14 protein-coding genes, 1 tRNA gene and 1 CRISPR repeat array (1 of these 16 only partly in view) are annotated in these 24,749 nt (G+C 45.1%); of the genes, 4 read left to right on the top strand and 11 right to left on the bottom strand.

Going from position 1 to position 24,749, the window contains the following annotated elements:
• Positions 1-7,042: direct repeats of the CRISPR family, unit length 36 nt; unit sequence ATACTAAACCCTTTGCAGGCGAAGCAGCATTGAAAC (it extends 10,631 nt beyond the left edge of the window).
• A gap of 170 nt (positions 7,043-7,212) precedes the next feature.
• A tRNA-Asp gene (locus SAPGRDRAFT_RS16245) sits at positions 7,213-7,289 on the bottom strand.
• Positions 7,290-7,763: 474 nt separating this feature from the next.
• On the opposite strand from SAPGRDRAFT_RS16245, the gene recD2 reads away from it, so the two are divergent.
• Positions 7,764-10,052: an SF1B family DNA helicase RecD2 gene (gene recD2 / locus SAPGRDRAFT_RS16240; RefSeq protein ID WP_002660313.1), complete on the top strand. Its 2,289-nt coding sequence runs from the start codon at positions 7,764-7,766 to the stop codon at positions 10,050-10,052.
• Between the two features lie 5 nt (positions 10,053-10,057).
• Positions 10,058-10,774: a DUF2306 domain-containing protein gene (locus SAPGRDRAFT_RS16235; protein WP_002660312.1), complete on the top strand. Its 717-nt coding sequence runs from the start codon at positions 10,058-10,060 to the stop codon at positions 10,772-10,774.
• 306 nt (positions 10,775-11,080) lie between these two features.
• On the opposite strand, the gene SAPGRDRAFT_RS16225 is transcribed toward SAPGRDRAFT_RS16235, so the two are convergent.
• Positions 11,081-12,406, bottom strand: coding sequence for a dihydrolipoamide acetyltransferase family protein (locus SAPGRDRAFT_RS16225; protein WP_037350400.1), 1,326 nt, complete (start codon positions 12,404-12,406; stop codon positions 11,081-11,083).
• Positions 12,407-12,673: 267 nt separating this feature from the next.
• Entirely contained in the window at positions 12,674-13,495 is an 822-nt protein-coding gene (cas6, locus tag SAPGRDRAFT_RS16215; protein ID WP_002660310.1) for a CRISPR-associated endoribonuclease Cas6, read from the bottom strand.
• 127 nt (positions 13,496-13,622) lie between these two features.
• Between cas6 and SAPGRDRAFT_RS16210 the strand changes: the two genes are divergently transcribed.
• Positions 13,623-14,279, top strand: a complete 657-nt coding sequence (locus SAPGRDRAFT_RS16210; RefSeq protein ID WP_253271350.1) for a transposase — start codon at positions 13,623-13,625, stop codon at positions 14,277-14,279.
• 252 nt (positions 14,280-14,531) lie between these two features.
• On the opposite strand, the gene SAPGRDRAFT_RS16205 is transcribed toward SAPGRDRAFT_RS16210, so the two are convergent.
• From SAPGRDRAFT_RS16205 to SAPGRDRAFT_RS16170, 7 genes are all read right to left on the bottom strand, one after another.
• Positions 14,532-16,463, bottom strand: a complete 1,932-nt coding sequence (locus SAPGRDRAFT_RS16205; protein WP_037350398.1) for an OmpA family protein — start codon at positions 16,461-16,463, stop codon at positions 14,532-14,534.
• 317 nt (positions 16,464-16,780) lie between these two features.
• A complete protein-coding gene (locus tag SAPGRDRAFT_RS16200) occupies positions 16,781-17,038 on the bottom strand; it encodes a hypothetical protein (RefSeq protein WP_002660308.1) in 258 nt (85 codons plus the stop codon).
• Between the two features lie 87 nt (positions 17,039-17,125).
• Complete coding sequence (locus tag SAPGRDRAFT_RS16195; protein WP_002660307.1) at positions 17,126-18,001, bottom strand: hypothetical protein; 876 nt, start codon at positions 17,999-18,001, stop codon at positions 17,126-17,128.
• 20 nt (positions 18,002-18,021) lie between these two features.
• On the bottom strand, positions 18,022-18,579 hold the full coding sequence (locus SAPGRDRAFT_RS16190; RefSeq protein WP_002660306.1) for a DUF4178 domain-containing protein: 558 nt from the start codon (positions 18,577-18,579) through the stop codon (positions 18,022-18,024).
• A 269-nt stretch (positions 18,580-18,848) separates the two neighbouring features.
• On the bottom strand, positions 18,849-20,048 hold the full coding sequence (locus tag SAPGRDRAFT_RS16180; RefSeq protein WP_253271349.1) for a DUF819 family protein: 1,200 nt from the start codon (positions 20,046-20,048) through the stop codon (positions 18,849-18,851).
• Between the two features lie 206 nt (positions 20,049-20,254).
• Positions 20,255-20,617 (bottom strand): hypothetical protein, encoded by a 363-nt coding sequence (locus SAPGRDRAFT_RS16175; protein ID WP_002660304.1) that lies wholly within the window; start codon positions 20,615-20,617, stop codon positions 20,255-20,257.
• A gap of 1 nt (position 20,618) precedes the next feature.
• Positions 20,619-23,708, bottom strand: a complete 3,090-nt coding sequence (locus SAPGRDRAFT_RS16170) for a CHAT domain-containing tetratricopeptide repeat protein (RefSeq protein ID WP_002660303.1) — start codon at positions 23,706-23,708, stop codon at positions 20,619-20,621.
• 22 nt (positions 23,709-23,730) lie between these two features.
• On the opposite strand from SAPGRDRAFT_RS16170, the gene SAPGRDRAFT_RS16165 reads away from it, so the two are divergent.
• Positions 23,731-24,027 (top strand): hypothetical protein, encoded by a 297-nt coding sequence (locus SAPGRDRAFT_RS16165; RefSeq protein WP_156001969.1) that lies wholly within the window; start codon positions 23,731-23,733, stop codon positions 24,025-24,027.
• A 117-nt stretch (positions 24,028-24,144) separates the two neighbouring features.
• Here the strand turns inward: SAPGRDRAFT_RS16165 and SAPGRDRAFT_RS16160 are convergent, their stop codons facing one another.
• Positions 24,145-24,705, bottom strand: coding sequence for a hypothetical protein (locus SAPGRDRAFT_RS16160; protein WP_002660302.1), 561 nt, complete (start codon positions 24,703-24,705; stop codon positions 24,145-24,147).
• Positions 24,706-24,749 lie beyond the last annotated feature (44 nt).

The following is a 24,749-nucleotide window of genomic DNA, read 5'->3' as shown; positions in this document are numbered from 1 at the left end:
GCAGGCGAAGCAGCATTGAAACATCTTAGCCCGAGGCTTGATTAGCGCCTCGCTGATACTAAACCCTTTGCAGGCGAAGCAGCATTGAAACCCTGCCTCCCGAATCTGGGTTGAGTATTCGCGAATACTAAACCCTTTGCAGGCGAAGCAGCATTGAAACAACCAATGGAAGGTGCGCACTGAATTTATGCTAGAATACTAAACCCTTTGCAGGCGAAGCAGCATTGAAACTTACACAATACGATTTGATTGTTGTTGATGAAATTATACTAAACCCTTTGCAGGCGAAGCAGCATTGAAACATCGTGCAAATTAAACTTTGCTCAAAAAACACCCCATACTAAACCCTTTGCAGGCGAAGCAGCATTGAAACCTGGCAATACAGCCACATAAAATAGAGCGGCAAAGCCATACTAAACCCTTTGCAGGCGAAGCAGCATTGAAACCTTCCTCAGGGCGTTTCTCTACAGTCTTTAGCATATATACTAAACCCTTTGCAGGCGAAGCAGCATTGAAACTTTATTTTTTTAATTAAAAAAAAAGAAACTCTTTAATACTAAACCCTTTGCAGGCGAAGCAGCATTGAAACTCTACAGAGGATACTAAGATTCTTGCATGATCTCGGATACTAAACCCTTTGCAGGCGAAGCAGCATTGAAACTGACATCTTACTCAAGAGCTATGTATAAAGGAAAATACTAAACCCTTTGCAGGCGAAGCAGCATTGAAACTTGGATAGTAGGTAGACTATCCATTTTATATTGAATACTAAACCCTTTGCAGGCGAAGCAGCATTGAAACAATATTGATTGAATAGTTTTCTAATTAATTTTCACATACTAAACCCTTTGCAGGCGAAGCAGCATTGAAACCTCTAACTTTTATTGAATCAAATTGACCTACTGGATATACTAAACCCTTTGCAGGCGAAGCAGCATTGAAACGTCACCCATAAAGATTACTTTAAATCTACATAATTATACTAAACCCTTTGCAGGCGAAGCAGCATTGAAACTTCTTTTCCGTTATGAATTGGTTTTCTTGTAATTATACTAAACCCTTTGCAGGCGAAGCAGCATTGAAACGCCGTTCCCATCACGATAAGCTTTGCCCGTGTTAGATACTAAACCCTTTGCAGGCGAAGCAGCATTGAAACAGTTAAAATTTTTATACTCTCAATTGAGAAGTATAAATACTAAACCCTTTGCAGGCGAAGCAGCATTGAAACTGCAGGAATGGAACGGATGTAGTTTGGCCCATGCATACTAAACCCTTTGCAGGCGAAGCAGCATTGAAACTACGATCTAAAAATTTTTTCATTTGTTATTTTTTAAATACTAAACCCTTTGCAGGCGAAGCAGCATTGAAACTAAGGGTATTGAGGACGCTATTGCAGGCCTTAAAGATACTAAACCCTTTGCAGGCGAAGCAGCATTGAAACGGTGGGCCGATAACATACAAGCTGAAACGTCTCGATACTAAACCCTTTGCAGGCGAAGCAGCATTGAAACAGATTGGATGCAAAAAGAAGGGCTAAAGGAAGTGATACTAAACCCTTTGCAGGCGAAGCAGCATTGAAACTACCAACGATTCCTTTATGACCAAGATGGTCATTATACTAAACCCTTTGCAGGCGAAGCAGCATTGAAACCATTATTCGTTCAGCTGACATACCGTAATATTCAATACTAAACCCTTTGCAGGCGAAGCAGCATTGAAACCATTGTGGCTGAGTTGGGGAGTAAGTCTTTAGCCGATACTAAACCCTTTGCAGGCGAAGCAGCATTGAAACGACTTTTGCCAAGCGCTTGTTCCATCTACATTAGGATACTAAACCCTTTGCAGGCGAAGCAGCATTGAAACAGGAGGTGAAGCTATCTCTGAAGCCAAGGGGAATTATACTAAACCCTTTGCAGGCGAAGCAGCATTGAAACATCAAGACATATTGTTAATTCTTGAGGCTCCCAATACTAAACCCTTTGCAGGCGAAGCAGCATTGAAACCATTCTGATAGGCGTAAACCGCCATCATAATAAATAATACTAAACCCTTTGCAGGCGAAGCAGCATTGAAACGAGGATTACGATGTAATCCGTGAGCACAAATCCGATACTAAACCCTTTGCAGGCGAAGCAGCATTGAAACTGCGGATAGCTCGACTATTAGCCATTCCATGAATATACTAAACCCTTTGCAGGCGAAGCAGCATTGAAACTTTATTAAACTTATTAAAAATTATTCCATGAAAATACTAAACCCTTTGCAGGCGAAGCAGCATTGAAACTACCACTGATGGTGGTGTTATCGGAGAAACTGCAATACTAAACCCTTTGCAGGCGAAGCAGCATTGAAACCTTCGTAGGTCCTACAAAGGACATGTCGTTATTTATATACTAAACCCTTTGCAGGCGAAGCAGCATTGAAACAACTTGGCTTTTAAAAGATTAAAGGTCAAGGGAGTATACTAAACCCTTTGCAGGCGAAGCAGCATTGAAACTATAAGAACCCTAGATTATATTACAAGTCTATAGAATACTAAACCCTTTGCAGGCGAAGCAGCATTGAAACAGCATTAGACATCACAGCAATGGTAGACGTCGACATACTAAACCCTTTGCAGGCGAAGCAGCATTGAAACGTATGCCAGTTCAATTAACTTCTGTCTTGCAGATATACTAAACCCTTTGCAGGCGAAGCAGCATTGAAACATGAAAACAGTCTAATCGTTACTGATGCACCTACAGATACTAAACCCTTTGCAGGCGAAGCAGCATTGAAACTCGAAAAAGGCGAGCTGTATGAGCGTGAGCAGCGCTTTATACTAAACCCTTTGCAGGCGAAGCAGCATTGAAACGTTGAGGTTATGTAGTGCATCGGCTGCTTCTTTTATACTAAACCCTTTGCAGGCGAAGCAGCATTGAAACTTTTACCTCTATGCCGTAATATATCACTATGACTATACTAAACCCTTTGCAGGCGAAGCAGCATTGAAACTTGAGGGTTTCTTAAATAATCCCGGCCTAAAACCAATACTAAACCCTTTGCAGGCGAAGCAGCATTGAAACATTTCATTAGAGTCGTATTTGATACGCCCTCTATATACTAAACCCTTTGCAGGCGAAGCAGCATTGAAACGCTGATCTCCACCTGCAGTAAGTGCAGGCTTAGCAGATACTAAACCCTTTGCAGGCGAAGCAGCATTGAAACCATGATATACAGCCAAGGTATGAAACTCTTCTTTTACATACTAAACCCTTTGCAGGCGAAGCAGCATTGAAACGTATGCCAGTTCAATTAACTTCTGTCTTGCAGATATACTAAACCCTTTGCAGGCGAAGCAGCATTGAAACACTTCTTTTAGTTTTTTTGTAATTGTATCAAAAAATACTAAACCCTTTGCAGGCGAAGCAGCATTGAAACTTTATTGATGGCGGCCAGCTTCTCTTGGCGCTCTATACTAAACCCTTTGCAGGCGAAGCAGCATTGAAACCGCTCCTCCTCATCGGCCTTCTTTCGGCCCTTGGATACTAAACCCTTTGCAGGCGAAGCAGCATTGAAACGTTACGGTTGCCGAAATGTCGTTTGCCTCAGTTCGGATACTAAACCCTTTGCAGGCGAAGCAGCATTGAAACCTTTTCTGACAATGATAGTCATTGTCTGTTTTTTTCCTATACTAAACCCTTTGCAGGCGAAGCAGCATTGAAACTATCATCAGTTCGTGGTTCTTTTGAAGGTTTTTATGGATACTAAACCCTTTGCAGGCGAAGCAGCATTGAAACCAGGTGGAGAAGTTCTTAATGGACCTTACGACCCTATACTAAACCCTTTGCAGGCGAAGCAGCATTGAAACACTACTACTTGAAATGAAGAAAATCCTTTACCGTATACTAAACCCTTTGCAGGCGAAGCAGCATTGAAACACTATCGGCAGCTGAATACTTCTCCTGCCTGTGCTATACTAAACCCTTTGCAGGCGAAGCAGCATTGAAACTCTGTATGAAGCGCGTTATGCGCTGCTTCAATACAATACTAAACCCTTTGCAGGCGAAGCAGCATTGAAACGCCTTATAAGACACTACAAAAGAAGTACTCTAAGGATACTAAACCCTTTGCAGGCGAAGCAGCATTGAAACCAGCGGCCTCTAGCTTGCCCAAGGCCTTAGAGATATACTAAACCCTTTGCAGGCGAAGCAGCATTGAAACTCTCTAATGAAGATGATTTTTCCACTCTCTCCCAAAATACTAAACCCTTTGCAGGCGAAGCAGCATTGAAACTACGCCATTCTTCAGGATTACGAATAAAATCTCTTATACTAAACCCTTTGCAGGCGAAGCAGCATTGAAACGATATTCGCAGGCTTTTAAGGTAATTAGAAGTTATTATACTAAACCCTTTGCAGGCGAAGCAGCATTGAAACAAAACGGGTCTGTGAGGTGATTTCTGGCAAACTATACTAAACCCTTTGCAGGCGAAGCAGCATTGAAACTTGGGCACTTGCAACGGTGTCGAAAGAACAAAAAATACTAAACCCTTTGCAGGCGAAGCAGCATTGAAACTCCTTAGCGTACTCTCTTGCGAGAGTTTCCAAAATACTAAACCCTTTGCAGGCGAAGCAGCATTGAAACAATAAGAAGCTTTAGGACAAGCTGTGCCGCCTTTATACTAAACCCTTTGCAGGCGAAGCAGCATTGAAACGTCGCTTCTGCGATAACCTCAGCACGCTTTTTCTCAAATACTAAACCCTTTGCAGGCGAAGCAGCATTGAAACACAGAACTCTTGATTACCAATTTTTGTTTACCATTATACTAAACCCTTTGCAGGCGAAGCAGCATTGAAACGCCTACTTAGAGATACTGTACAACCCTCCTCTCATATACTAAACCCTTTGCAGGCGAAGCAGCATTGAAACCTTCTAGCGAAGCGCCAAAATTAGCAGCCAATTCTATACTAAACCCTTTGCAGGCGAAGCAGCATTGAAACCGAACGGATACGGTTTTGAAACCCGACAGTATAAATACTAAACCCTTTGCAGGCGAAGCAGCATTGAAACCGAACATCTTAATTTCGGTTCACGTAGGCTTCTATACTAAACCCTTTGCAGGCGAAGCAGCATTGAAACGCGAAAGCAGTTCTTATCGAACGGGTAGAAATTATATACTAAACCCTTTGCAGGCGAAGCAGCATTGAAACTGGTAATTATTTACCTTACGACTTAAATCATGTCTATACTAAACCCTTTGCAGGCGAAGCAGCATTGAAACAAGTCTTGGAGCTGAAACTAATACGCCTGAAGCAGATACTAAACCCTTTGCAGGCGAAGCAGCATTGAAACTGGACGTTAAAGACTTTGACGCCTTTAAGTCCATATACTAAACCCTTTGCAGGCGAAGCAGCATTGAAACAAGGGCTCAGCTTGAGAGCGTATGATTTTAATCTATACTAAACCCTTTGCAGGCGAAGCAGCATTGAAACCGTTTATGGTAAGCTCAAGTGAGGGCTATGAAGATATACTAAACCCTTTGCAGGCGAAGCAGCATTGAAACTGGGGTATTTTGTCGCTCGGTCCAATAAGGCGAATACTAAACCCTTTGCAGGCGAAGCAGCATTGAAACTGCTTAGAGAAGACAGATGATACCAGCTCATCCTATACTAAACCCTTTGCAGGCGAAGCAGCATTGAAACTGCCTAGAAGAAAAGCCTTATTACTTCTTCAGGAGAATACTAAACCCTTTGCAGGCGAAGCAGCATTGAAACATGTAACTTTCTGTGCAGATAGAATGTTATTTAATACTAAACCCTTTGCAGGCGAAGCAGCATTGAAACCGGCGGCGACGCTTGAAAGAAAAGCGTCTGTTACATACTAAACCCTTTGCAGGCGAAGCAGCATTGAAACAAATAGGGGGGCGGCTTTTCTTTATCTAAAACTCTCTAAATACTAAACCCTTTGCAGGCGAAGCAGCATTGAAACTATATTAGAATCTTCCTCTGGAACTCCTAGATGTTTATACTAAACCCTTTGCAGGCGAAGCAGCATTGAAACTCCTCTTCGAGCTTTTTCTAGATAGATTTCTCCATTTATATACTAAACCCTTTGCAGGCGAAGCAGCATTGAAACACCGCTTCTGTATCAAGAGACTTGAAGTCGCACTTATACTAAACCCTTTGCAGGCGAAGCAGCATTGAAACCTATGAAGATTTGTGGAAACGCTTTTTGCTTAGCTATACTAAACCCTTTGCAGGCGAAGCAGCATTGAAACTTTCTTTATCTTAGATACGTCCTTTCCTGTATATCCTATACTAAACCCTTTGCAGGCGAAGCAGCATTGAAACTTTACAGCCTCTAGCTCCCTTTCCGAGGGTATGATATACTAAACCCTTTGCAGGCGAAGCAGCATTGAAACTATCCTAAACTTGATAAACATACTATTTTGGATAGATACTAAACCCTTTGCAGGCGAAGCAGCATTGAAACATCGAACTGCTTGATAAAGACCTTGAGTCTTTTATACTAAACCCTTTGCAGGCGAAGCAGCATTGAAACACTCGTCCGCATTACTAAACTCCGCCTCTATTGTATACTAAACCCTTTGCAGGCGAAGCAGCATTGAAACCATATTCTGCAAATGTGGCTATGTGTACATTTTCATACTAAACCCTTTGCAGGCGAAGCAGCATTGAAACTTTTTAGGGTTGAGGCTGGGGGTTATGCGTTTTCATACTAAACCCTTTGCAGGCGAAGCAGCATTGAAACTGCGGGGAACATGTCGATCCAAAACTGGTAGGGCGCTAATACTAAACCCTTTGCAGGCGAAGCAGCATTGAAACTTTCTTCAATCTCCGATAAATCGGAGTTGATGTTGAAAATACTAAACCCTTTGCAGGCGAAGCAGCATTGAAACAAGACTTTGCAGTCTTGTCCACCTCATCGATGAGATACTAAACCCTTTGCAGGCGAAGCAGCATTGAAACACCCTGCAGAAGAAGATAAACCTTTGTTCGTCAATATACTAAACCCTTTGCAGGCGAAGCAGCAAGCTATAGTCGCCTAGGAAAAGCCCCTAGGCGCAGAAAAGAGCGCACACAAAATTTTGAACAGTCTCCCAGACCAAACAAAAACCCCAAAAAGGGGCAGCGAATAACCATTCGCTGCCCCTTTTTTGTCTACAGCCCCTCCCCTAGGCCCAAAAAAAAGCACGCAATATGCGTGCTTTGGCGGTCTGGACGGGACTCGAACCCGCGACCCCCTGCGTGACAGGCAGGTATTCTAACCAACTGAACTACCAGACCAAATTGGTTATTCCCTATGGGAACGACACAAATATAGGCGCTCCTTTCCGCTTTTCCAAACCTATTTTACCCAAATGAAATCCTAAAGAAATAACTAACTGATTTTGAGTATACTATTTTTTAAAAAAATTGACGGCCAAAGAAAAATACCAAAACTGAAAAAATAAGTTGTGCCGGCCCAGCGCTGCGCAGCCGTGGCGCAAAGCGCCAGACCAAGGAGCAAAGCGACGCAGGGCCGAGCAGACCTGCGAGCGGCGAAGCATAGCGGCGGCCAACTGAGGCCAAAGGCCGAACTGGCCGCGGGCCCCAAAACAAACATAAAAAACTTATAATGAACAAATTATAAAGAAAGTACCGCCTAAAACTATTAGTTTAAACAAAAAATAAGCCGCAGCAATAGCTATTATTTGACAATATTCATAAAAGGTTGTACTTTAGGAACGCTATTGTTCTACAAAAACTAAAGACTAAAATATGGACGCGATCAGCCAGCGCCTAAAAGGGCAACTGACACATATTATCTACCGAAATGAGGAAAATGGCTATACTGTAGCTCGTTTTCAGCCAGAGGATGGCGGAAAACAAACGGTGGTAGTCGGCAGTCTTTTGGGGGTGGAAAAAGGCGAAAAACTAATTTGTCAGGGCTATTGGACCAATAATAAACGGCATGGCAAACAGTTTCAGGTAGAGCAATTTGAACAACAACTGCCCCAAAGTCCCGAAGATATTGAACGCTATTTGAGCTCGGGCCAAATTCGAGGCGTTGGCCCAACTTTCGCCAAGCGAATTGTGGCCAAATTTGGTAAGGACACCCTTGATATTATTGAAAATTCGCCAGAAAAACTGCTAAAAATTAAAGGCATTAGCCAAAATAAACTGGACCTCATTATTAGCTCTTGGCAAGAACAACAAAAGGCGCGTAGCCTCATTATTTTCTTGCAAAAAAATGGAATCTCTCCAGCTTTTGCCCAAAAAATATACAGAAAATACGGCTCGGAAAGCATCGCTAAAATTAAGCAAAACCCCTACTGCCTCGCCAATGATATTGAAGGCATCGGCTTTACAAAAGCCGATGAAATGGCAAAGAAAATGGGCCTGCAACAAGAGGATCCCAAAAGAGTTTCAGCCGCCTTACTCTACCTTTTGCAAGAGCTCTCGGGCCAAGGACATAGCTGCTATCCGCTTCAAAGTTTTTTGCAAGAAGCTGGACAAATGCTGGCCCTCGGGCAAGAGCAATTGCAAGGGCCCCTGGCCCAACTCAAAGATAAAAAAGAGGTCTTTATTGAAAGATTTTGGGATGAAAGCAAGGGGCAGGATCAACGCCTGATTTGGAGCAAAAGCCTCTATTATCAAGAAAAAGATATTATTGAGCAGCTAGACCGCCTGAATAAATACCCCCAAAGCTGGGCCGAAGATATTGATATTGAGGCAGAACTGGAATTGGCCCAGAAAAATACGTCCATCGATCTGGCCACCGAACAACTTGAGGCCGTCCGCCGAAGCCTGAGCCACAAATTACATATTATTACAGGAGGACCCGGGACTGGAAAAAGTACAATTACCAAAATTATCCTCAATATCCTCAGCCGACATAGCGATACGATTTGCTTGGCCGCTCCCACCGGGCGAGCCGCCAAACGCCTGGCCGAAGTCACCGGTCAGGAGGCTAGCACTATTCACTCCCTACTTTCTATCGGTATTGGCGCCTATTATAACCAACATATTCGCAATATGGAAGAACTGGATTGCGATGTACTGATTGTGGATGAGGCCAGTATGATTGATACCACCCTAATGGCGATTTTACTACATGCCCTGCCGCATCATGCCAAACTCATTTTGGTGGGCGATGTGGACCAGCTCCCTAGCGTGGGGCCCGGCAATGTTTTAGATGATCTGATGGGCTCGGATAAACTAGCCGTGACCCGCCTCAAAGAAATTTTTCGACAAGCGGCCAACTCGAAAATTGTACGCAATGCACACAAAATTAACCAAGGAATTTTTCCCGATATTCAGACCGAAGCCGATGCCGACTTTTTCTTTATCCCTAAAGCCAATGCCGCAGAAGCCGCCCAGATGATTCCGGAACTCATGGCCAAACGCCTGCCCAAACGCTATAATTTTGATGCAAAAAAGGATATTCAACTCCTCTGCCCTATCCATAAAGGCGATCTGGGCACCCGAGCCCTCAATAAAAGCCTACAAAAAGCCCTCAATCCCAATGGACCCCAAAAGGATAAAATTGAAAGAGGCGAACAGGTTTTTTATCTGGGCGATAAGGTCATGCAGCTAAAAAATGACTACGAAAAAGGCGTTTATAATGGCGACATTGGCTATATCCGCAAAATTACTCCCGCCGAAAAGACCTTTACGGTCGAAATGGATGGAGAAACCATGATTGAATACCAATATCAAGACCTCCAAAATATGGACCTCGCCTATGCCGTTAGTGTACATAAGTACCAAGGGAGCGAGGCCCCCTGCATTGTTATGCCTGTCCACGAATCCCAATATAGCCTGCTTTTTCGCAATCTGGTCTATACCGCAATCACCCGAGGCAAACGACTGGTGGTCCTCATCGGTAGCAAAAAAGCCCTGCTTATTGCCGTGCGCAACCAAAGAATGCGCAAACGCTATTCGGGTTTGCTCTGGCTGTTGCAAGACCCTAACGAAAAAAAACTACCTGCTATTCAAATTGCCCCCCTACCCAATAGTCCCGAATATCCAGACTGGTTAGAGCGGCATTTCCCCAATGAAGTCTAAGGCCTATGTCTAATCTACTCCCCAAAAAGTTAGCTCAGTTTACTGCGCTTTTTCTGCTTTTGTTGGGCGGCTTTTTTGTGCTCATTATGCTCAATATTGCCCTGCCCTATCTGCTGCCCCCCTTCCCTACCGATATCGATTTTTTGGCCAATAAAGAGGACTATCTGACCCAAGATGCCTTCTATATGTCGGCTTTTTATACCCATATTACTAGCAGTTGCCTGGTTTTGGCCTTGGGGCTCCCCCTTTTTTGGCCCTATTTTTTGCAGAAATTTCCGCTTTGGCACCGCCGTTTGGGCCGCTATTATAGCTATTTGCTCCTCTTTTTAGCTGCTCCTTCTGGACTCATTATGGCTTTTTCGGGCAGTGGCGGAACATGGGCCAAAGTCGCCTTTGTTTGCCAGGCCTTACTTTGGTGGACCCTCACCGCCCAAGCTTTTCGACTCGCCCTAGCCAAAAATTTCCGAGGCCATGCCACTTTCATGATCCGCTCCTATGCCTTCAGCCTCTCGGCCATCAGCCTGCGCATCTTCAGCTACCTCATCAGCTATCTGCGCTACCAATACGATATCCCCTGCCCTTCAGAAAGCTTTCCCTACCTCTGCTTTCCCCAAATTTACGTTTTCGAGGCCTGGGGCAGCTGGCTCTTCAATGCCCTCATTGCCGAAATTTTAATCGCCAAAGGACTCATTCGCCTCTATCTTGGTCCAAAATTTAATTAAGTTTTTTATTTTTTTGGGACCTCCGCCTCCCTTCGGTCGTCGAACTGCGAACTAAAGTTCTTGTTGTCGTTTCGGGGCTCGCTGTTGTTTTGGGGCCTCCCGCCTGCGGCGGGCGCTACGTTTTGGGGCTCGCAAGTCTGCTCGGCCCTGCGGCGGCTTTGCCGCCTAGGTCTGGCCCTTCGGGCCACCCCGCCACATCGCTAGTCCGCACAACAACCGTTTTCACTTTTGGCCTTTCCGCTTCGGCCCCAACACAAAACAGCCCGCTCTTTGCAGAGCGGGCTGTTTTGTTATCCTCTATCAAAACTAGATATCTCTATTGAGGTCAAAAGCTTCTAGGTAATCTCCTATACGACGAAGGAAAGAACCGCCAAGCATACCATCCACCACTCGGTGGTCATAAGATAGCGAGAGGAACATCATGTGGCGAATACCAATCATATCTCCAGTAGGGGTTTCAATTACTGCGGGCTTTTTGCGAATTGCCCCCACGGCCAAAATAGCCACCTGAGGTTGGTTAATAATGGGGGTCCCCATCACATTACCAAAAGTCCCTACATTGGTCAAAGTAAAGGTACCGCCTTTAATTTCTTCGGGCTTGAGTTTATTTCCTCTAGCGCGATTAGCCAAATCATTCACCTTTTTGGTCAAGCCCACCAAGTTGAGCATATCGGCATTCTTAATCACGGGCACAATGAGGTTGCCTGTGGGCAAAGCTGCCGCCATTCCAATATTGATATCCTTATAGCGAACAATTTGGTTCCCTTTTACCGCTATATTCACCATAGGGTAATCTTGTAGGGCCTTGGTTACGGCTTCTACAAAAATGGGCGTAAAGGTAATTTTCTCGCCATATTTTTCGGCATAAACGGCCTTGGCCTTTTTGCGCCATTGTACGAGATTCGTTACATCTACTTCTATAAAAGAAGTCACATGCGGAGAAACATGCTTAGACATAACCATATGGTCCGCAATGAGCTTGCGCATGCGGCCCATCTCAATAATTTCTACATTTCCAGAAGTATCTACTGGGGGCAAATTGAACTGTTGTACGGCCATTTGCTGCCCATTATTGGCGGGAGCTACCGCTTTGGGAGCCTCTTTTTTCACAGGAGCCACCACTTGAGGCGCCTTTTTGCGATTTTCCAAATAGGCCAAAACATCATGCTTAGTCACTCGGCCATTTTGGCCCGTTCCGCTAATGTTGTCCAATTCTTCTAAGCCAATACCCTCTTCCTTAGCAATGCTTTTCACCAAAGGAGAGTAAAAACGATCCGATTGGCTAAAATCTGTGGCCACAACAGCCGCCGTCTCTGGCTGAGGAGCTGCGCTGTTTTCTTCTTTGGCCTGAGGTGCTTCCGCCACAGCAGGAGAAGCTTCAACGCCCTCCGCTTCTGTTTCAATAATAGCAATTGGGGCACCCACGGCCACCGTGGCGCCATCGGGATGCAGAATTTCCAGCAAGACCCCTTCTACAGGAGAAGGCACTTCTGTATCCACCTTATCGGTGGCAATCGTTAAGACGTTTTCGTCTAGCTCTACGCTTTCGCCTACCTCTTTTTCCCAAGATAAGATAGTGGCCTCAATGATACTTTCTCCCAATTTGGGCATGATTAACTCAACTTTTGCCATTGCTGATTTCTGTTTATGTTGAACAACTTTGAGCAGCGGACTGCACAAGGCGGTTCAGTGGTTGCTAACTTATTTTTTCTTCTGCCCAAAAGCTGCTTGGGCGCCCAAAGTTAAAAAATCTCCTCTGTTATTAAAAATCTTATAGTAGGCTTCTCTTTTTTTTAATAGAGCAGGCCTCTTTATTTTTATTTGGAACAGCCATAAATAAAAAATGTTCGACCAACTTATCTTTGGCCGAACATTTAAAAATCTAAATATAATTCCCAATTACTCTTTATAATTAAAACGGACGCAGCCAAAACCCATTGCATTTTTGGCGCCTAGGCCACCTAAATAAGCCAAACGCAAAATTTCTGCTGGTCCTTGTAGCTCAAAATCAAAGAGATAGCCAATTACCCGTTCTGCAAATCGGGGGTTATGCGGTTGCAGGTCGGTCCCTTTTCGGCTAATATCTTCTTTTTTAGAAAGTAGCTTAAAGTTTAATTCTGGACCATTGATGAGCTCTTGAGCTGGAGCAAGCAGCCCATGCGGAGAAGCCAATTGATAATTATCAATCAGACGATCGAGCAAAATCTTATGATACCCTTGGTCCATTGGATGCAGATACTGCGGCACCATTTTGCCCTTATGTTCCTCCATCCGGCTCAAAATCATAGGGGTTTGGGTGCGCATAGGCGCCGCCCCATCTTCAATATTGGGCATTTGGAGCTCTTCCACCTTTGTTACCTCTAGCTCAATGCCCATGCGGCCATCGCCAAGGCGAAGGCGGCGCTGCTCAAAGGCCATCATGATATTTTCCTTTTCCTCTTCTCGGACCAAAAAACGCAGCTCTAGTTTGACCTCCTCGGCCCAAACTTCCAAGTAGCGCTTAAATACCTTCCGTCCCTCTTGTGGAATAGACAAACGAGAGAAGCTCATCAGCTTAAATTGATGTTTGGAGCGACGAAAAGCCCCATAATACAAAAACTTAGAAAAGTTGCGCTTGCCTCGGCTCAGGCAGTAGTAAATCCATTCCGCCAAATTGTATTGGTAGGAAAAGGGGAGCTTTTGTCCCGGTCGAAGGACCTTAAAAGTGAGTTCAATTCGCATTTAATTTGGGTTTTTAACTACGAGCTTGTTTAAATTTTTTAGTCAGCAGCTAGACTAAGGCAAAAAAAAATGCTGCAAAGCGCTTATTATTGTTGATTACGACAAAAACAAAAAAAGGCTTTGCAACATGGTTGTGAATTTATCAAAAGAATTTATTACGGAAAAAATATTAGCATTTTTTCCCGAAAAAAAATTGGCTCGAAAAACCAAAGCGCCTCTGTGGCAAATTGTTAAAGCGATAATTTATAGGCTTAAAACAGGTTGTCAGTGGAGAGAATTACCGATACAATCTTTTTTTGACGAAGTTCTAATTTGCTGGCAAACAGTATATTACTACTTCAATAGCTGGTCCGAGTCTGGTATTTGGCAAAAAGTGTGGATCCAATTTCTAGCCCATGAAAAATCTTGTTTAGATTTATCTAGTATACAGCTTGACGGAAGTCATACCCCAGCGAAAAGAGGGGGCGAAGCTGTGGGTTATCAGGGCCGAAAAAAGTCCAAAACCACAAATGCTCTCTTTCTCACAGATAAAAATGGGCTGCCAATCGCTATGTCTCCGCCTTTTGCGGGAAACCATAATGATTTGTTTGAAATCGAGAGTCATTTCCAAAAAATGCTTGCCGATCTGCAGCTTTCAGACATCTCTCCTGATGGTTTATTTATGAATGCTGATGCAGGGTTTGATAGCAAAAAACTTAGAGAAAACTGCCAAAAAATGGGCATTATCCCTAATATTGACCACAACAAAAGAAATAGAAAAAAGCTTATTATCAAGATATTATAGATGAGGAACTTTACAAAGAACGCTTTTCTGTTGAGCGAACTAACGCATGGATTGACGCATTCAAAATTTTACTCATTCGTTTTGAAAGAAAAGCCGACAACTGGGCGAGTCTACACTATTTAGCCTTTATACTTATTTTCCTAAAACGAAATTTTTAAACAAACTCTACTCTAAATATTAAGTTTATTCTAAGGTAGGTAATAATATTTAGATGTTCAAGGGCTCCCCTATTTTTTTTAAGCGCTGGCCGACTTAATTTAAGGGCAAGAATTCGGTTCGGCGGTTAGCTTGTCGCCCCTCTGCCGTATTATTATCGGCAATAGGTCGGCTTTCGCCAAAGCCCTGAGCTTCTAAGCGATCGGCGGCAATGCCTCGCTCAATAAGGTATTGGCGGACGGCCTCTGCTCGACGTTGAGAGAGGGCGAGGTTATCGGCCTGCTCCCCTTCATTATCGGTATGGCCCTGCAAGCGGATACGCATTTTAGGTTGTTCTATTAAGAGGTTTCTTAGTTGTTCTAGCTCTGCTCTGGAGCTAGGCTGCAAGCTGGCTGAATTTGTGGCAAAAAAGACATTTTTTAGTAAAATGGGGGCCACCCTATCTGTTTTACTGGGGTTGGTTTTTAGGGCCTGCAAAGGCATTGGTAGCTGATAGGGTGTTTGGCGGCTATTGGCCGCAGAGAGCTCAAAATGTTCGGAGGCAAAGAGGTAGCCTTTTTCCTTAACATGTAGGGCATAATCTTGGCCTAGGGGCAGGCAAAGCAAAAACTTTCCTTCTGCATTGGTCCGAATGGCGCAAACGGTATCTTGAGTCTGCAGATCAATCAAATAGACCAGTGCTTGAGCTAAATTGGCCTTTGTTTCTGCATCAAAAACATGGGCCTCTAAATAAGTTACGGCTTTGGGCCGCAGGGCTTCGGGCAGTTCAAAGCTGTATAGGTCCAAAGAGCCATAGCCTCCAGCTCTTTCTGCAGCCAGATAGGCGAGTTCTCCAGAAAGGCCCACCACAATGGCTTCCTCAATGCCTTCGGTATTGATCGGGTAGCCTAAATTGAGGGGGTTTCCCCATTTGCCATCTTCGCCTTTTCGGCTAATGAAGAGGTCCTTTTTGCCCATACCGGGGTAGCCCTCAGAGCTAAAATAAAGCGTTTGGCCATCGGGGTGGATACAGGGGGCGGTTTCATCATAATCAGTATTGAGCTCAGACAATGGCTGAGGCCTTCCCCAGCTGCCGTCCAAGTTTCGGTAGCTCATCCAAAGGTCCTTATCGCCTTGGTTGCGGGCGCCTCCACGAGTAAAATAGAGGGCTTGTGCATTGGCTGAAAGAGAGGGTTGCGACTCCCAATTTCCCGTATTGATATTGGGCCCCATGTTTTGGGGGCGGCTCCATCCTTGGCCCTCCCAAACGCAATAATATAAATCGCAGCTTCCAAAATCGCCAGGGCGATTGCAGACCGTAAAAACCAGATATTGGCCATCGGCGGAGATGCTCTGGGCCCCTTCATTTTCGGGGGTATTTACTTCGGGCAAGGGCTTGGCGGGGGTCCATTCTCCATTCACCTTAAAGCTTTGGTAGAGGTCCTCTTGGGCCTGACGGCCTTCGCCAATGAGTACATTAAAAACCACCTTTTTTTCATTGGCGGTTACGCTAGGAAAATACTCTCTTTGGTGGCTATTGATATTGGGCCCCATATTTTGGGGTTGAAAAGGGACGGGATTAGCCATGGCTTGGGGCCGAAAGCGGGCATCGGCCAAAAGGCGTTCGGCTGCGGGCCGCAATTTGCTGTTTTTGGGGGCTTTTTCTAAGAACAAGCTCAGCTGCTGCCCCGCCTCTACATAAGTGGCCGATTGCATGGCCAATTGGCCCAAACGATAATGCGAAATCGGCTTATAATCTGGCGCAATTTCTAGGGCCTGCTCAAAACAAACCTTGGCCTTTTCCCAATCTTTGAGCAACAAATAGCAATCGGCCTCCAACAAATAGGCATTAACAAAACGAGGGGCCTTTTTCTGAATCTTGTCCAGCTGCTTTATGGCCTCCTTATATTTAAAGGCATTATAGCTAGAGAAAGCCTCTCGGTACTTCTTCTTAATTTTCTTAGAAATGTCTTGGGTGGTTTGATAATCTTTTTGCGCCCAAAGCGGAGTGGAGGTCAGAAATATCATCAAAAAAAGAAAGTATCGCATAAATTAGTATTAAGGAATCATCTAAATGGATGTAGAGGCGAGCGCAGCGAGCCCGGCCTAGCGATCTGCAGCAGTGGCCCTTAGGCCAGAGCAGAACAAGCCCTTTAGGGCGCAGTTCAACGACCAAAGGGAGTAACCGAAGGTGCGTAGCACCGAAGCGCAGGGCCGAGCAGAGCTGCGAGCCCCAAAACGACAACAAGGCCTTTAGGCCGCAGTTCGATGACCGAAGGGAATAACCGCCGACGACCAAAGGGAGGCGACAACAAGGCTGCAAGCCGCAGTTCGACGACTGAAAGGAGTAACGCCCCAAAAAACAATTATCGACAGGCTCGTTCACAGGCTTCTAGGCTGCCATATTGGGCGCTATCTAGGGCCACTTGCAAACAACTTTGGCCATCGCAAATATAGCCGACGGTATCGGGGACACAGCCCAATTGCATACAGAGTTCGTAGCTACTATACTGTGCATTATCGGCAATGGGGATGCAGTTGCCGCCCACGCAGCTATAGCCTTGGGTGCCTGGGGTGCAGGCAAAAACACTGAGCAGCAGGCCCAGAAAAATGAGAAATCGCATAGTTTTATTTTTCATCAAAGGCACAAAAAAAAAGCCGAAAACAAAAATGTTTTCGGCTCCTTAAACAGAATATTTTGAGCACGCAAATTACTTGCCGCCTCGGCTAGAAGAGCGAGAGCGAGAAGAAGAGCCGCTGCTATAGCGAGAAGAAGAACGAGAGCGTTTAGAAGAAGAGCTACTTACGCTACTGCGTTTGCCTCCTGTGGCCCGAGCGCTGCTTCGGCTAATGCTATTGTTTACTCGGCTTTTTAGGGCAGAGTTGCTTTTCATGCGTTGAGCAAAACTAGGGTTGCTCTTGGCGGCATGGGCAGAACCCGTTCCATAGCGGTATTTTCCAGAAGAATTTACGGAACCATAATAAGGGCGGCGGCCATAATAGCCTCCATAATAGCTGCTATATCCGCCATAACGAACGGGGCTCATCAAGTTGAACATTGTATTGAGGAACATATAGCGGCCATAAAATGCCCAGAAAGAATCTCCGGTGCTGGGGTTGGTTTTCCATTGTCCGTAGCGAGAGTTGCCCACATATTGGCTATAGCCAGGAGGGGCGGCCACCTTGCTCAAATCACCCTCTTTTTTCGACATGATTTCCATGCCCATATTGCTAGAGTGGTAGTCAAAATCTGAGGGGCTGACCTCCTTCCAATCGGTAATTTTTTCCACAATGCCCAAATCGGCGGGGCTGCTGCTGCTATCTGCTAGAGTTGTGCTATCTAGGCTAGATGCGGCTGGAATTTCGGCGGTTTGTTGAATGACCTTATACTTATGGTAGTATTTTTTGTCCTTCACATCCATATCATACAAGATGATCGAAAAGTTTTTGACCGAATCCATAGATTGGGCAATTTTATCGGCGGGAAAAGCCATGTATTGTTCGTCAGTAGAGCTCCCGCAGCTGCTCATACTTAGGGCTAGGGCCAAAAATAGGAAGGCCGAAAAAGAAAATATTGTTTTTTTCATTGTTAAAATTTAGTGGTGTTTTAGGCTTGTTCTCTAGGTGTCAAATTAGTAAAGGCATGTTCGGGCTTCCAAGTTCCCAAAGCGGCCTCAAAAGTATTATCGTCCCATTGTTCAATGTTCAGGCATTTTTCATCGCTATCATCCCAATAATCCCAAAGCATAAATTCCTGAGATTTGGAGGCCTTAATGTTCCGCCAAAAGCCGGGATATTCGCCATCAAAGTAGTAGTGAATGCCATTGACTTGTAGTTGGCGAGGGGGTTTGCCATTGCTTTTTACGGCGGCCTCAATTTCATCGGCCTGTGGCAGAGTCGAAAAGCGTATTTTTTCAAAAATGACGCAATTCAGTCCATCATCTTCCTCAACAGACAAAAAGAGTTGTTGGCCGCTGCCATTATCTAACAAAAACTCATAGGAAAATTCCTGGTTTCCCCAGTCATATTCATATTCCTCAATGGCCTCCCAGGTCTGAAAATCATAATCGACAAACCAACCTTTGCGCAGGTCGGTGATCCGCAAATTTGTGGGGTCATAATGCGGCTCTTTCTTTTTTTTCTTTCTTCTAAAGAATCCAAACATAGTATACTGTAGTTGTGGTGTTCTATTTATTTTAAGCAATTTTGGGGCCTCCGCTGCGGCTTTGCCTTGCGGCGCTACGTTTTGGGGCTCGCAGGTCTGCTCGGCCCTGCAGTTTTTTTCGCTGCGCTCAAAAAACTTTGGTCTGGCCCTTCGGGCCACCCCGCCACATCGCTAGGCCGCTTTGGCCTTCGGCCAAGGGCTACGCCCTTAAGGGCTTGTTGTGGCCAATTGGACCTTCTTTGCTTCCATCCTCAAAGATCGCCTTAAAATTAGAATAATTCTGCTAGATAAGCCACCAAAACCCCCAAATAGTTCGCTAGGGCCAGGCCCAAAAGTGAAAAAGCGATAGCGGGCGCCAGTAAGCTCCTGTTTTTCAGGCTACTAGAGATCTGAGCCACAAAAGGCGGCCCCATGACTGTAGCGGTAGAGCAAATCATAAAGCTATCTCGATCGATTCGGAAAATATAGGCCCAAAAGAGCTGAAGCAGCAGTAGAAGGCCCAAAAAGCTAGCATTGAGTAGCAAATAGCTGCCTCCATCTTGGGCTAGCTCCGAAAAATTGGCCAAATAGCCTGCGCCCAGGCCAAAAACCAAGAGCAAATAATCGGCAAAGGGATAAACGCCCTGCCAATGTTTGCTGGGTCCAAAAACCGATAATAAGATACTAGCCGTTGTGATAGACAACAATAAAATACTGCTATTGATTTCGCCCTGAGTATTGGGCCAATAGAGGGCCGGCAAGGCAGAAAGGCCCAAAATGAGAATTGCCAGCCCTAGGGCCCAAATAATTTGTTTGACATTATATTGCTCTACGCTTATAGCGGGCGCTTCTTCTTCTTCCAAGGCTCCTTTGGGCTTAAATTTAGGCAGCAAACGGCCCAAGAGGCTATTGCCCAGACTGAGCAGCAGCAAAAAATAAAGGCCCGAACAAAGCACATCTGTTGCATTTAATAGCACAAAGAGTCCATCTTCGGCCTCCAAAGCCTGCGAAACGGCCACCATATTGGGGGTACCGCCAATATAGACGCCCGTAAACATGCCCAAAATAGTGGGCAGCTCTTCATAGGGACCATTGGCTAGGGCGTAGGCAAAAGCAAGGGCCAAAATTAGGGTAGAGCCCAACATGATAAAAAATACTTTTCCCAAATGGCCCAAATAGCGCAGCCATGAGCGCAGGTCTGAAGTCATGAGCAAAAGCGGCAAGGCCAAAAGCACCGATACAAAGGCGATCAGTTTGGCTGTTTCTGCAGTTTGGGCGCCCAGACTTTCGCTAAGGAGTAGCGGCTGCGCATTGCCCAGCAGCATCCCCAAAGCATAACAAATAATAATATTACTCAGGTATTTTTGAAGGCCCAAAAAGGCATTGAGTTGGGCCAAAAGGTAGGGAAGCGCAAAAAATAAAAGCAATTGCGCCAAAAGAAATAAGAGGTCCATAAAACTAAACAGTTGTTCAATTTTAAAGCTAATCATTTTTGCCTAAAAAAGGGCCAGCTCTAAAAAGAACTAGCACTAAAGTTAAGCATTTTTTTGCGTCTTGCAGGGCCGAAGGCCCAAAGGCCTAGCGATGTGGCGGGGTGGCCCGAAGGGCCAGACCTAGGCGGCAAAGCCGCCGCAGGGCCGAGCAGACCTGCGAGCCCCAAAACGTAGCGCCGAGGAGCGAAGCGAGGCGGAGGCCCCTAATAACATTCATACTTCTGGACCGAAAAATAGCGCATTTCGCCGGGGGGGCAGGGCGAATTGGGGTCTTCTTCTCTAGTTTTGCTGCTATACTCGCCCCAAACGCGGATATTTTCGCAAGAGCGGGGTGCTTCTTCCTCGCCTTCCCAGCAGAGGTAAGTTTTTTCTCCTTTTGGGTCTACTAGCTCGCCAGCTTGAAAGCAATAGCAACTAATTTTTGACTTTACACCAGTGCGGTTGCGGTACTGCCCTTCTAGCTGGATCGCTTGGGGTTCATTCACCTTGGTTTGCGGTGTTTGTTTGGGAGTTTGGCAGGCTAGAGCCGTTAAGCTGAGGCCAACAAATATCATTTTTTTGAGCATCTTATTTTTGTTTTCTAAATAATACAAATAGGGCAAAAAGGAGGATTGGGAGGGCCAGTAAAATATAACTCCAAGAGCTTCTTTTCTCTTTGATGATCAAGCTTTTCTCCTCGCCTAATAAAATAAAGGCTGACCAGAGATTGGGGTGTTTGGCCAGTTCCTCTGTTTGTTCTTTGAGGTAAGAGAGTTTGGCCTGTTGCAGGGCTTTGGCCTTATTGTTTCCTTGGGCCAGCTGGGCATAAAATTGATGCATAATATAGGCGGTTGATTGATCATTGACCTGCCAAAGCGAGACCAATAAGGCGGGACTACCGGCATACATAAATGCTCTGGCCAAAGAGGCTGTTCCATTGCCTCGCTCAAATCGTCCTTGGCCTGTTTGGCAGGCAGAAAGGACCACTAAATCGGCCTGCAGTTGCATTTGAGCAATTTCGTAAGCTTGCAAAAAGTTATTTTCGCTACTATCGTTATCTTCGGTAAAGGCTAGGGCCGACAAGCTAGGGTTTTGCTCGTCTAATAGACCGTGCATAGCGAGGTGCAAAACGGCATAATTCCTTGCTTTTTCTTTAAAGAGTGATTCTGTAGCCAGCTCTCCGATAAAAAAGTCGCCTTGATAATCGTAACTTAGGCGCTTAATTTCTTCTTTGGCTGCGGGCAAATCTTGCAAAACTGACCGCCAATTTTGGGCTTTGGGCGCCCTTTGCTCGGCGGCTTCGCCTTGATAGCTAGCGGCAAGGCCTAAAATTAGCCCATTATTCTTTCTCTTCTTACTATTTTTGTTCTCTAGCCAAAGTGCCGCCGAGTAATTATAGCTAATTGCAAAATCCTTGAGATAATAAGGCAAATCGCTGTAGCTATCTGCCTTTGGTTTTTCGGATAATAGCAAGCCAAAAGGAATAAAAGAGAGCTCTGCATCGGGTAAAATGAGCAGTTGCTCAAGTTCTTGGGGAAGAAAACCGAGCAGCTCCTCGCCTAATGTTTGGGCCAGCTGTATATAGTTAGTTTTTAGAGCGAGCGCCTCCTCTTTTTTTCGGGGTTTATAGTGGCTTAAATTCTTATAGAGTTCGTTCACCTCTTTAGTCAGCTGCCCATTTTTTAGAGAGCGACCAATTAAGCGGCCCTTATCTTTGTCTAGATAAAGGATATAGAGCTTTTCTTGCCCCATAAAGTAATCGAGCATAGCTGTTTTTGGTCCCAAAGCGGCCTGTAGATCCTTTACTTTAGGTGTTGTTGTTTGGTAATAGCTAGCGGCTAAATCGGGATAATTGGCCTGCAGTTCTTTTCTAAATTGCTCCAGTTCTTGGTTACTTTGATTTAGGGCGGCCAAGAGCTGTTCTTGCTGCTTTGCTCCGGCATTCAAATAGGCTCCTCTTAAGTTAGCTTGTTTTTGCTCCAGCTGATCTTTTCGCTGCTGCCAATCTTTGGGCAAAGCGGGGGCCGACTGTGCCTGCAAAAGCAAAACGGCCTTGGTCCGTTCTATTAAATCAATGGCTTGATCTACTTCTTCTTCAGCTAATAAGGAAAGGCCTTTTTCTACCCAGCTAGCGGTCTTGCTCAAAAAAAAGAACTGATTATTGGCCTGAGTGGTATTGGCCCGCTCGTTCTCTAATAGGTCCAAAGCCAAATCAACAATGGCTAATTGTTGTCCCTTTTTGTTGGCCAAGAGGTCCATCCAAACAGCCAAGCTAGCCAGATATTCTTCTAGGTAGTTATTGGCAGGAAAAGCATAGGCCCGCATTTGATCCAAATAATCCGCCCCCGAATCTAAAGACCAAGAAACCGAGCTATTGGCTGTTAGGACTTCTTTTAAAATCGGAACCGCTTTTTGCTGTTGCTTTAGCGCAGTAAACATACTGGCTTCTCGATTTAAAGCCGCTAAACGGTAATAATGCTTTGCCCCCAATGCTTGGCGATAGCGCTCTTCCGCTTGGCCATAAATAGGCAGCGCTTTTTGATATTCGCCCTGCTTGCTCAAGACATTGGCTTTTCGCATCATGCAGCTGGTTATTATATGATGATTGGCTGGATATAGTTGTTGATAAATTGCTATCGCCTGATCACTTAGGCTAATCGATTCGGCATAATTTCCCTGAAGTTCTGCATTTCTCGACATAGAGATCAGCAAGCCCGCATATTGGGCCGTTACGGTCCAATTATTTGCTATAAATATGGCCTGCGCCTGCCGATAATACTCGTTTCCCTTTCGCTCCTTTCCCGTAGTCGAATAAAAGCGAGCCAAGCCCATTAAGGTCACCCCATAGTTCAAATCCTTGGGGCCCAAGACCTCTCGGTCAATTTTCTCTGCCTCTAAAAGTAAGGGCTCGGCCTCATCCATTCTCCGCATCCGCATATAAAGGTCAGCCAAGTTGAGCAAACTAGCCGAATAATTCTGATGCTTTTTGCCCAATGTCTGTGCATCTACGGCCAAACTTTCTAAATAATAGTCCTCGGCATCCAACCAACGCCCTTCTGTTTTGGCTAAGTTGGCCAAGCTATTAAGTGTTAGACTATAGTCCTCTTGACGCCCCTCTTTTTGCAGCGCTAAGGCCCTTTTATAAAATGCTTTTGCCTTGGCTAACTGGCCCAGCTGTTCCTCCGAATTCCCACAATAAAATAACAATAAGGCATAATCAACTGGGTACTTTTCACGCAGCGCTTCCAAGTTCTCTAAGGCCTCTGAATAGTATTTTTTTGCTTTCTTGGGGTCTCCCAATCCCACATCATAACAATCGCCCATAGCCATTAAGGTCATCGCCAAATCATAGGCGGGCGCCCCAGCAGTTTGCTGCCAATCTGCCGCCTGCTCATATAAGGCTAAAGCCCCCTCCGTATCTTCCAAAACATAGTCTACTCCATAGGCTTTATAATAAAGCAAACGCGCCAAACTGCTATCGCCCGGGGGCAAAACAACCTCCCCTTTTAGGTAGGCCGCATCGGCATAGACTTTCATCAGGGCATAATCTTCTGCCTGTTGGGCCAAAAATGCTTTCGCCGCTAAATCGGGCCAATGATAAGTTTGCAAGCTGTCTTGCGCCTGCAATTTAAATAGGACCAAAAATAGTAGGCCCAGAATGGGGGAAATCTGTTTCATCTGTCTTGAATATGATAAAGCTATGGGGATTTATTTTAACGCCTTTTCTTCCCCAAACGAACTAATAAAAACTGTTATTTTTTTAACTATTCTATATTTTTTGGGGCCTCCCGCCTTCGGCGGGCGCTACGCTTCAGGGCTCGCAGGTCTGCTCGGCCCTGCGTCGCTTCGCTCCTTGGTCTGCGGCTTCGCCGCCCCCTTTCGCATCGCTAGGCCGAATGGAAGTCCTGCGCTTTGGCCATCATTTGATAAAAATTTTAGGCTAGTTAAGGCATTTTTTAAAGGCATAGCTATGGCGGAGAAAAATAAGGCAGAATAGCAGGAAATTAAATAAAAGGATAAAAGTGGCAGGGCTTTCATTTGGCCTGCGGCCAAGGGGCTTCGCCCCTGCTAGACCAAAAAAATACTCAGCAGACAAAACTACTGAGTATTCAACTTATTTTCTGCGCTTTTTATAAAAACGGCGATATTTCCGCTTTTTCCAGCAACCCATCTTTATAGTTTTGGGGGCCGGAAAGCTATAAGGCGCTCTACAATCCGTTTTTTCATCGGTCATGCCGTTTACCTTATATAAGGTTACCGCTTTTCCTTTTTGCAAAGTATAGGCATAATTGGCCGCCACAGGCCAAGGACCCTCTGCGCCAGGAAAATCAGCTAGATCTACTGTAGCATCTGGCTCAAAGGTTCCTCTTTCTACATAACCCGAGCTCCAAACCTTATGTTCGGTTACTTGGACCGAATAACGCTCGGCATCCCAAGAGCAGGGCACAATCTCCATAGATTTAATCTGCACCAAATAGCCTTTTACTTTTTTATTGTCATATTCTCTGGCCACATCATCGCAGCAATCACAATAGTCAAGGATAAAAGGATTTTTTTCCAAATAGGTTTTCAGGGCTTCCGCCTCTGTTTTACTCATGCAGTCCCAAGGATCAGCCGAAGCAAAAAAAGGCAGACTTAGCGCCAAAAAGAGCAGGGATAATTTTAGGTAATTCATTGAAGGATAAGTTTAGCGTATTCTTAATAATATTCACTATTTAC

The sequence above is a fragment of the Saprospira grandis DSM 2844 genome, assembly GCF_000275825.1.
GTDB classification, from domain to species: Bacteria; Bacteroidota; Bacteroidia; order Chitinophagales; family Saprospiraceae; genus Saprospira; species Saprospira grandis_A.
The sequence above is the reverse complement of the archived record's forward strand: the minus strand, read 5'-3'. Positions and strand labels throughout refer to the sequence as shown.

Bases quoted from the DNA above. Each gene is read 5' to 3' on its own strand.
- recD2 (WP_002660313.1), top strand. From the start codon at position 7,764: ATGGACGCGATCAGCCAGCGCCTAAAAGGGCAACTGACACATATTATC.
- SAPGRDRAFT_RS16235 (WP_002660312.1), top strand. From the start codon at position 10,058: ATGTCTAATCTACTCCCCAAAAAGTTAGCTCAGTTTACTGCGCTTTTT.
- SAPGRDRAFT_RS16225 (WP_037350400.1), bottom strand. From the start codon at position 12,406: ATGGCAAAAGTTGAGTTAATCATGCCCAAATTGGGAGAAAGTATCATT.
- cas6 (WP_002660310.1), bottom strand. From the start codon at position 13,495: ATGCGAATTGAACTCACTTTTAAGGTCCTTCGACCGGGACAAAAGCTC.
- SAPGRDRAFT_RS16210 (WP_253271350.1), top strand. From the start codon at position 13,623: ATGGTTGTGAATTTATCAAAAGAATTTATTACGGAAAAAATATTAGCA.
- SAPGRDRAFT_RS16205 (WP_037350398.1), bottom strand. From the start codon at position 16,463: ATGCGATACTTTCTTTTTTTGATGATATTTCTGACCTCCACTCCGCTT.
- SAPGRDRAFT_RS16200 (WP_002660308.1), bottom strand. From the start codon at position 17,038: ATGCGATTTCTCATTTTTCTGGGCCTGCTGCTCAGTGTTTTTGCCTGC.
- SAPGRDRAFT_RS16195 (WP_002660307.1), bottom strand. From the start codon at position 18,001: ATGAAAAAAACAATATTTTCTTTTTCGGCCTTCCTATTTTTGGCCCTA.
- SAPGRDRAFT_RS16190 (WP_002660306.1), bottom strand. From the start codon at position 18,579: ATGTTTGGATTCTTTAGAAGAAAGAAAAAAAAGAAAGAGCCGCATTAT.
- SAPGRDRAFT_RS16180 (WP_253271349.1), bottom strand. From the start codon at position 20,048: ATGATTAGCTTTAAAATTGAACAACTGTTTAGTTTTATGGACCTCTTA.
- SAPGRDRAFT_RS16175 (WP_002660304.1), bottom strand. From the start codon at position 20,617: ATGCTCAAAAAAATGATATTTGTTGGCCTCAGCTTAACGGCTCTAGCC.
- SAPGRDRAFT_RS16170 (WP_002660303.1), bottom strand. From the start codon at position 23,708: ATGAAACAGATTTCCCCCATTCTGGGCCTACTATTTTTGGTCCTATTT.
- SAPGRDRAFT_RS16165 (WP_156001969.1), top strand. From the start codon at position 23,731: ATGGGGATTTATTTTAACGCCTTTTCTTCCCCAAACGAACTAATAAAA.
- SAPGRDRAFT_RS16160 (WP_002660302.1), bottom strand. From the start codon at position 24,705: ATGAATTACCTAAAATTATCCCTGCTCTTTTTGGCGCTAAGTCTGCCT.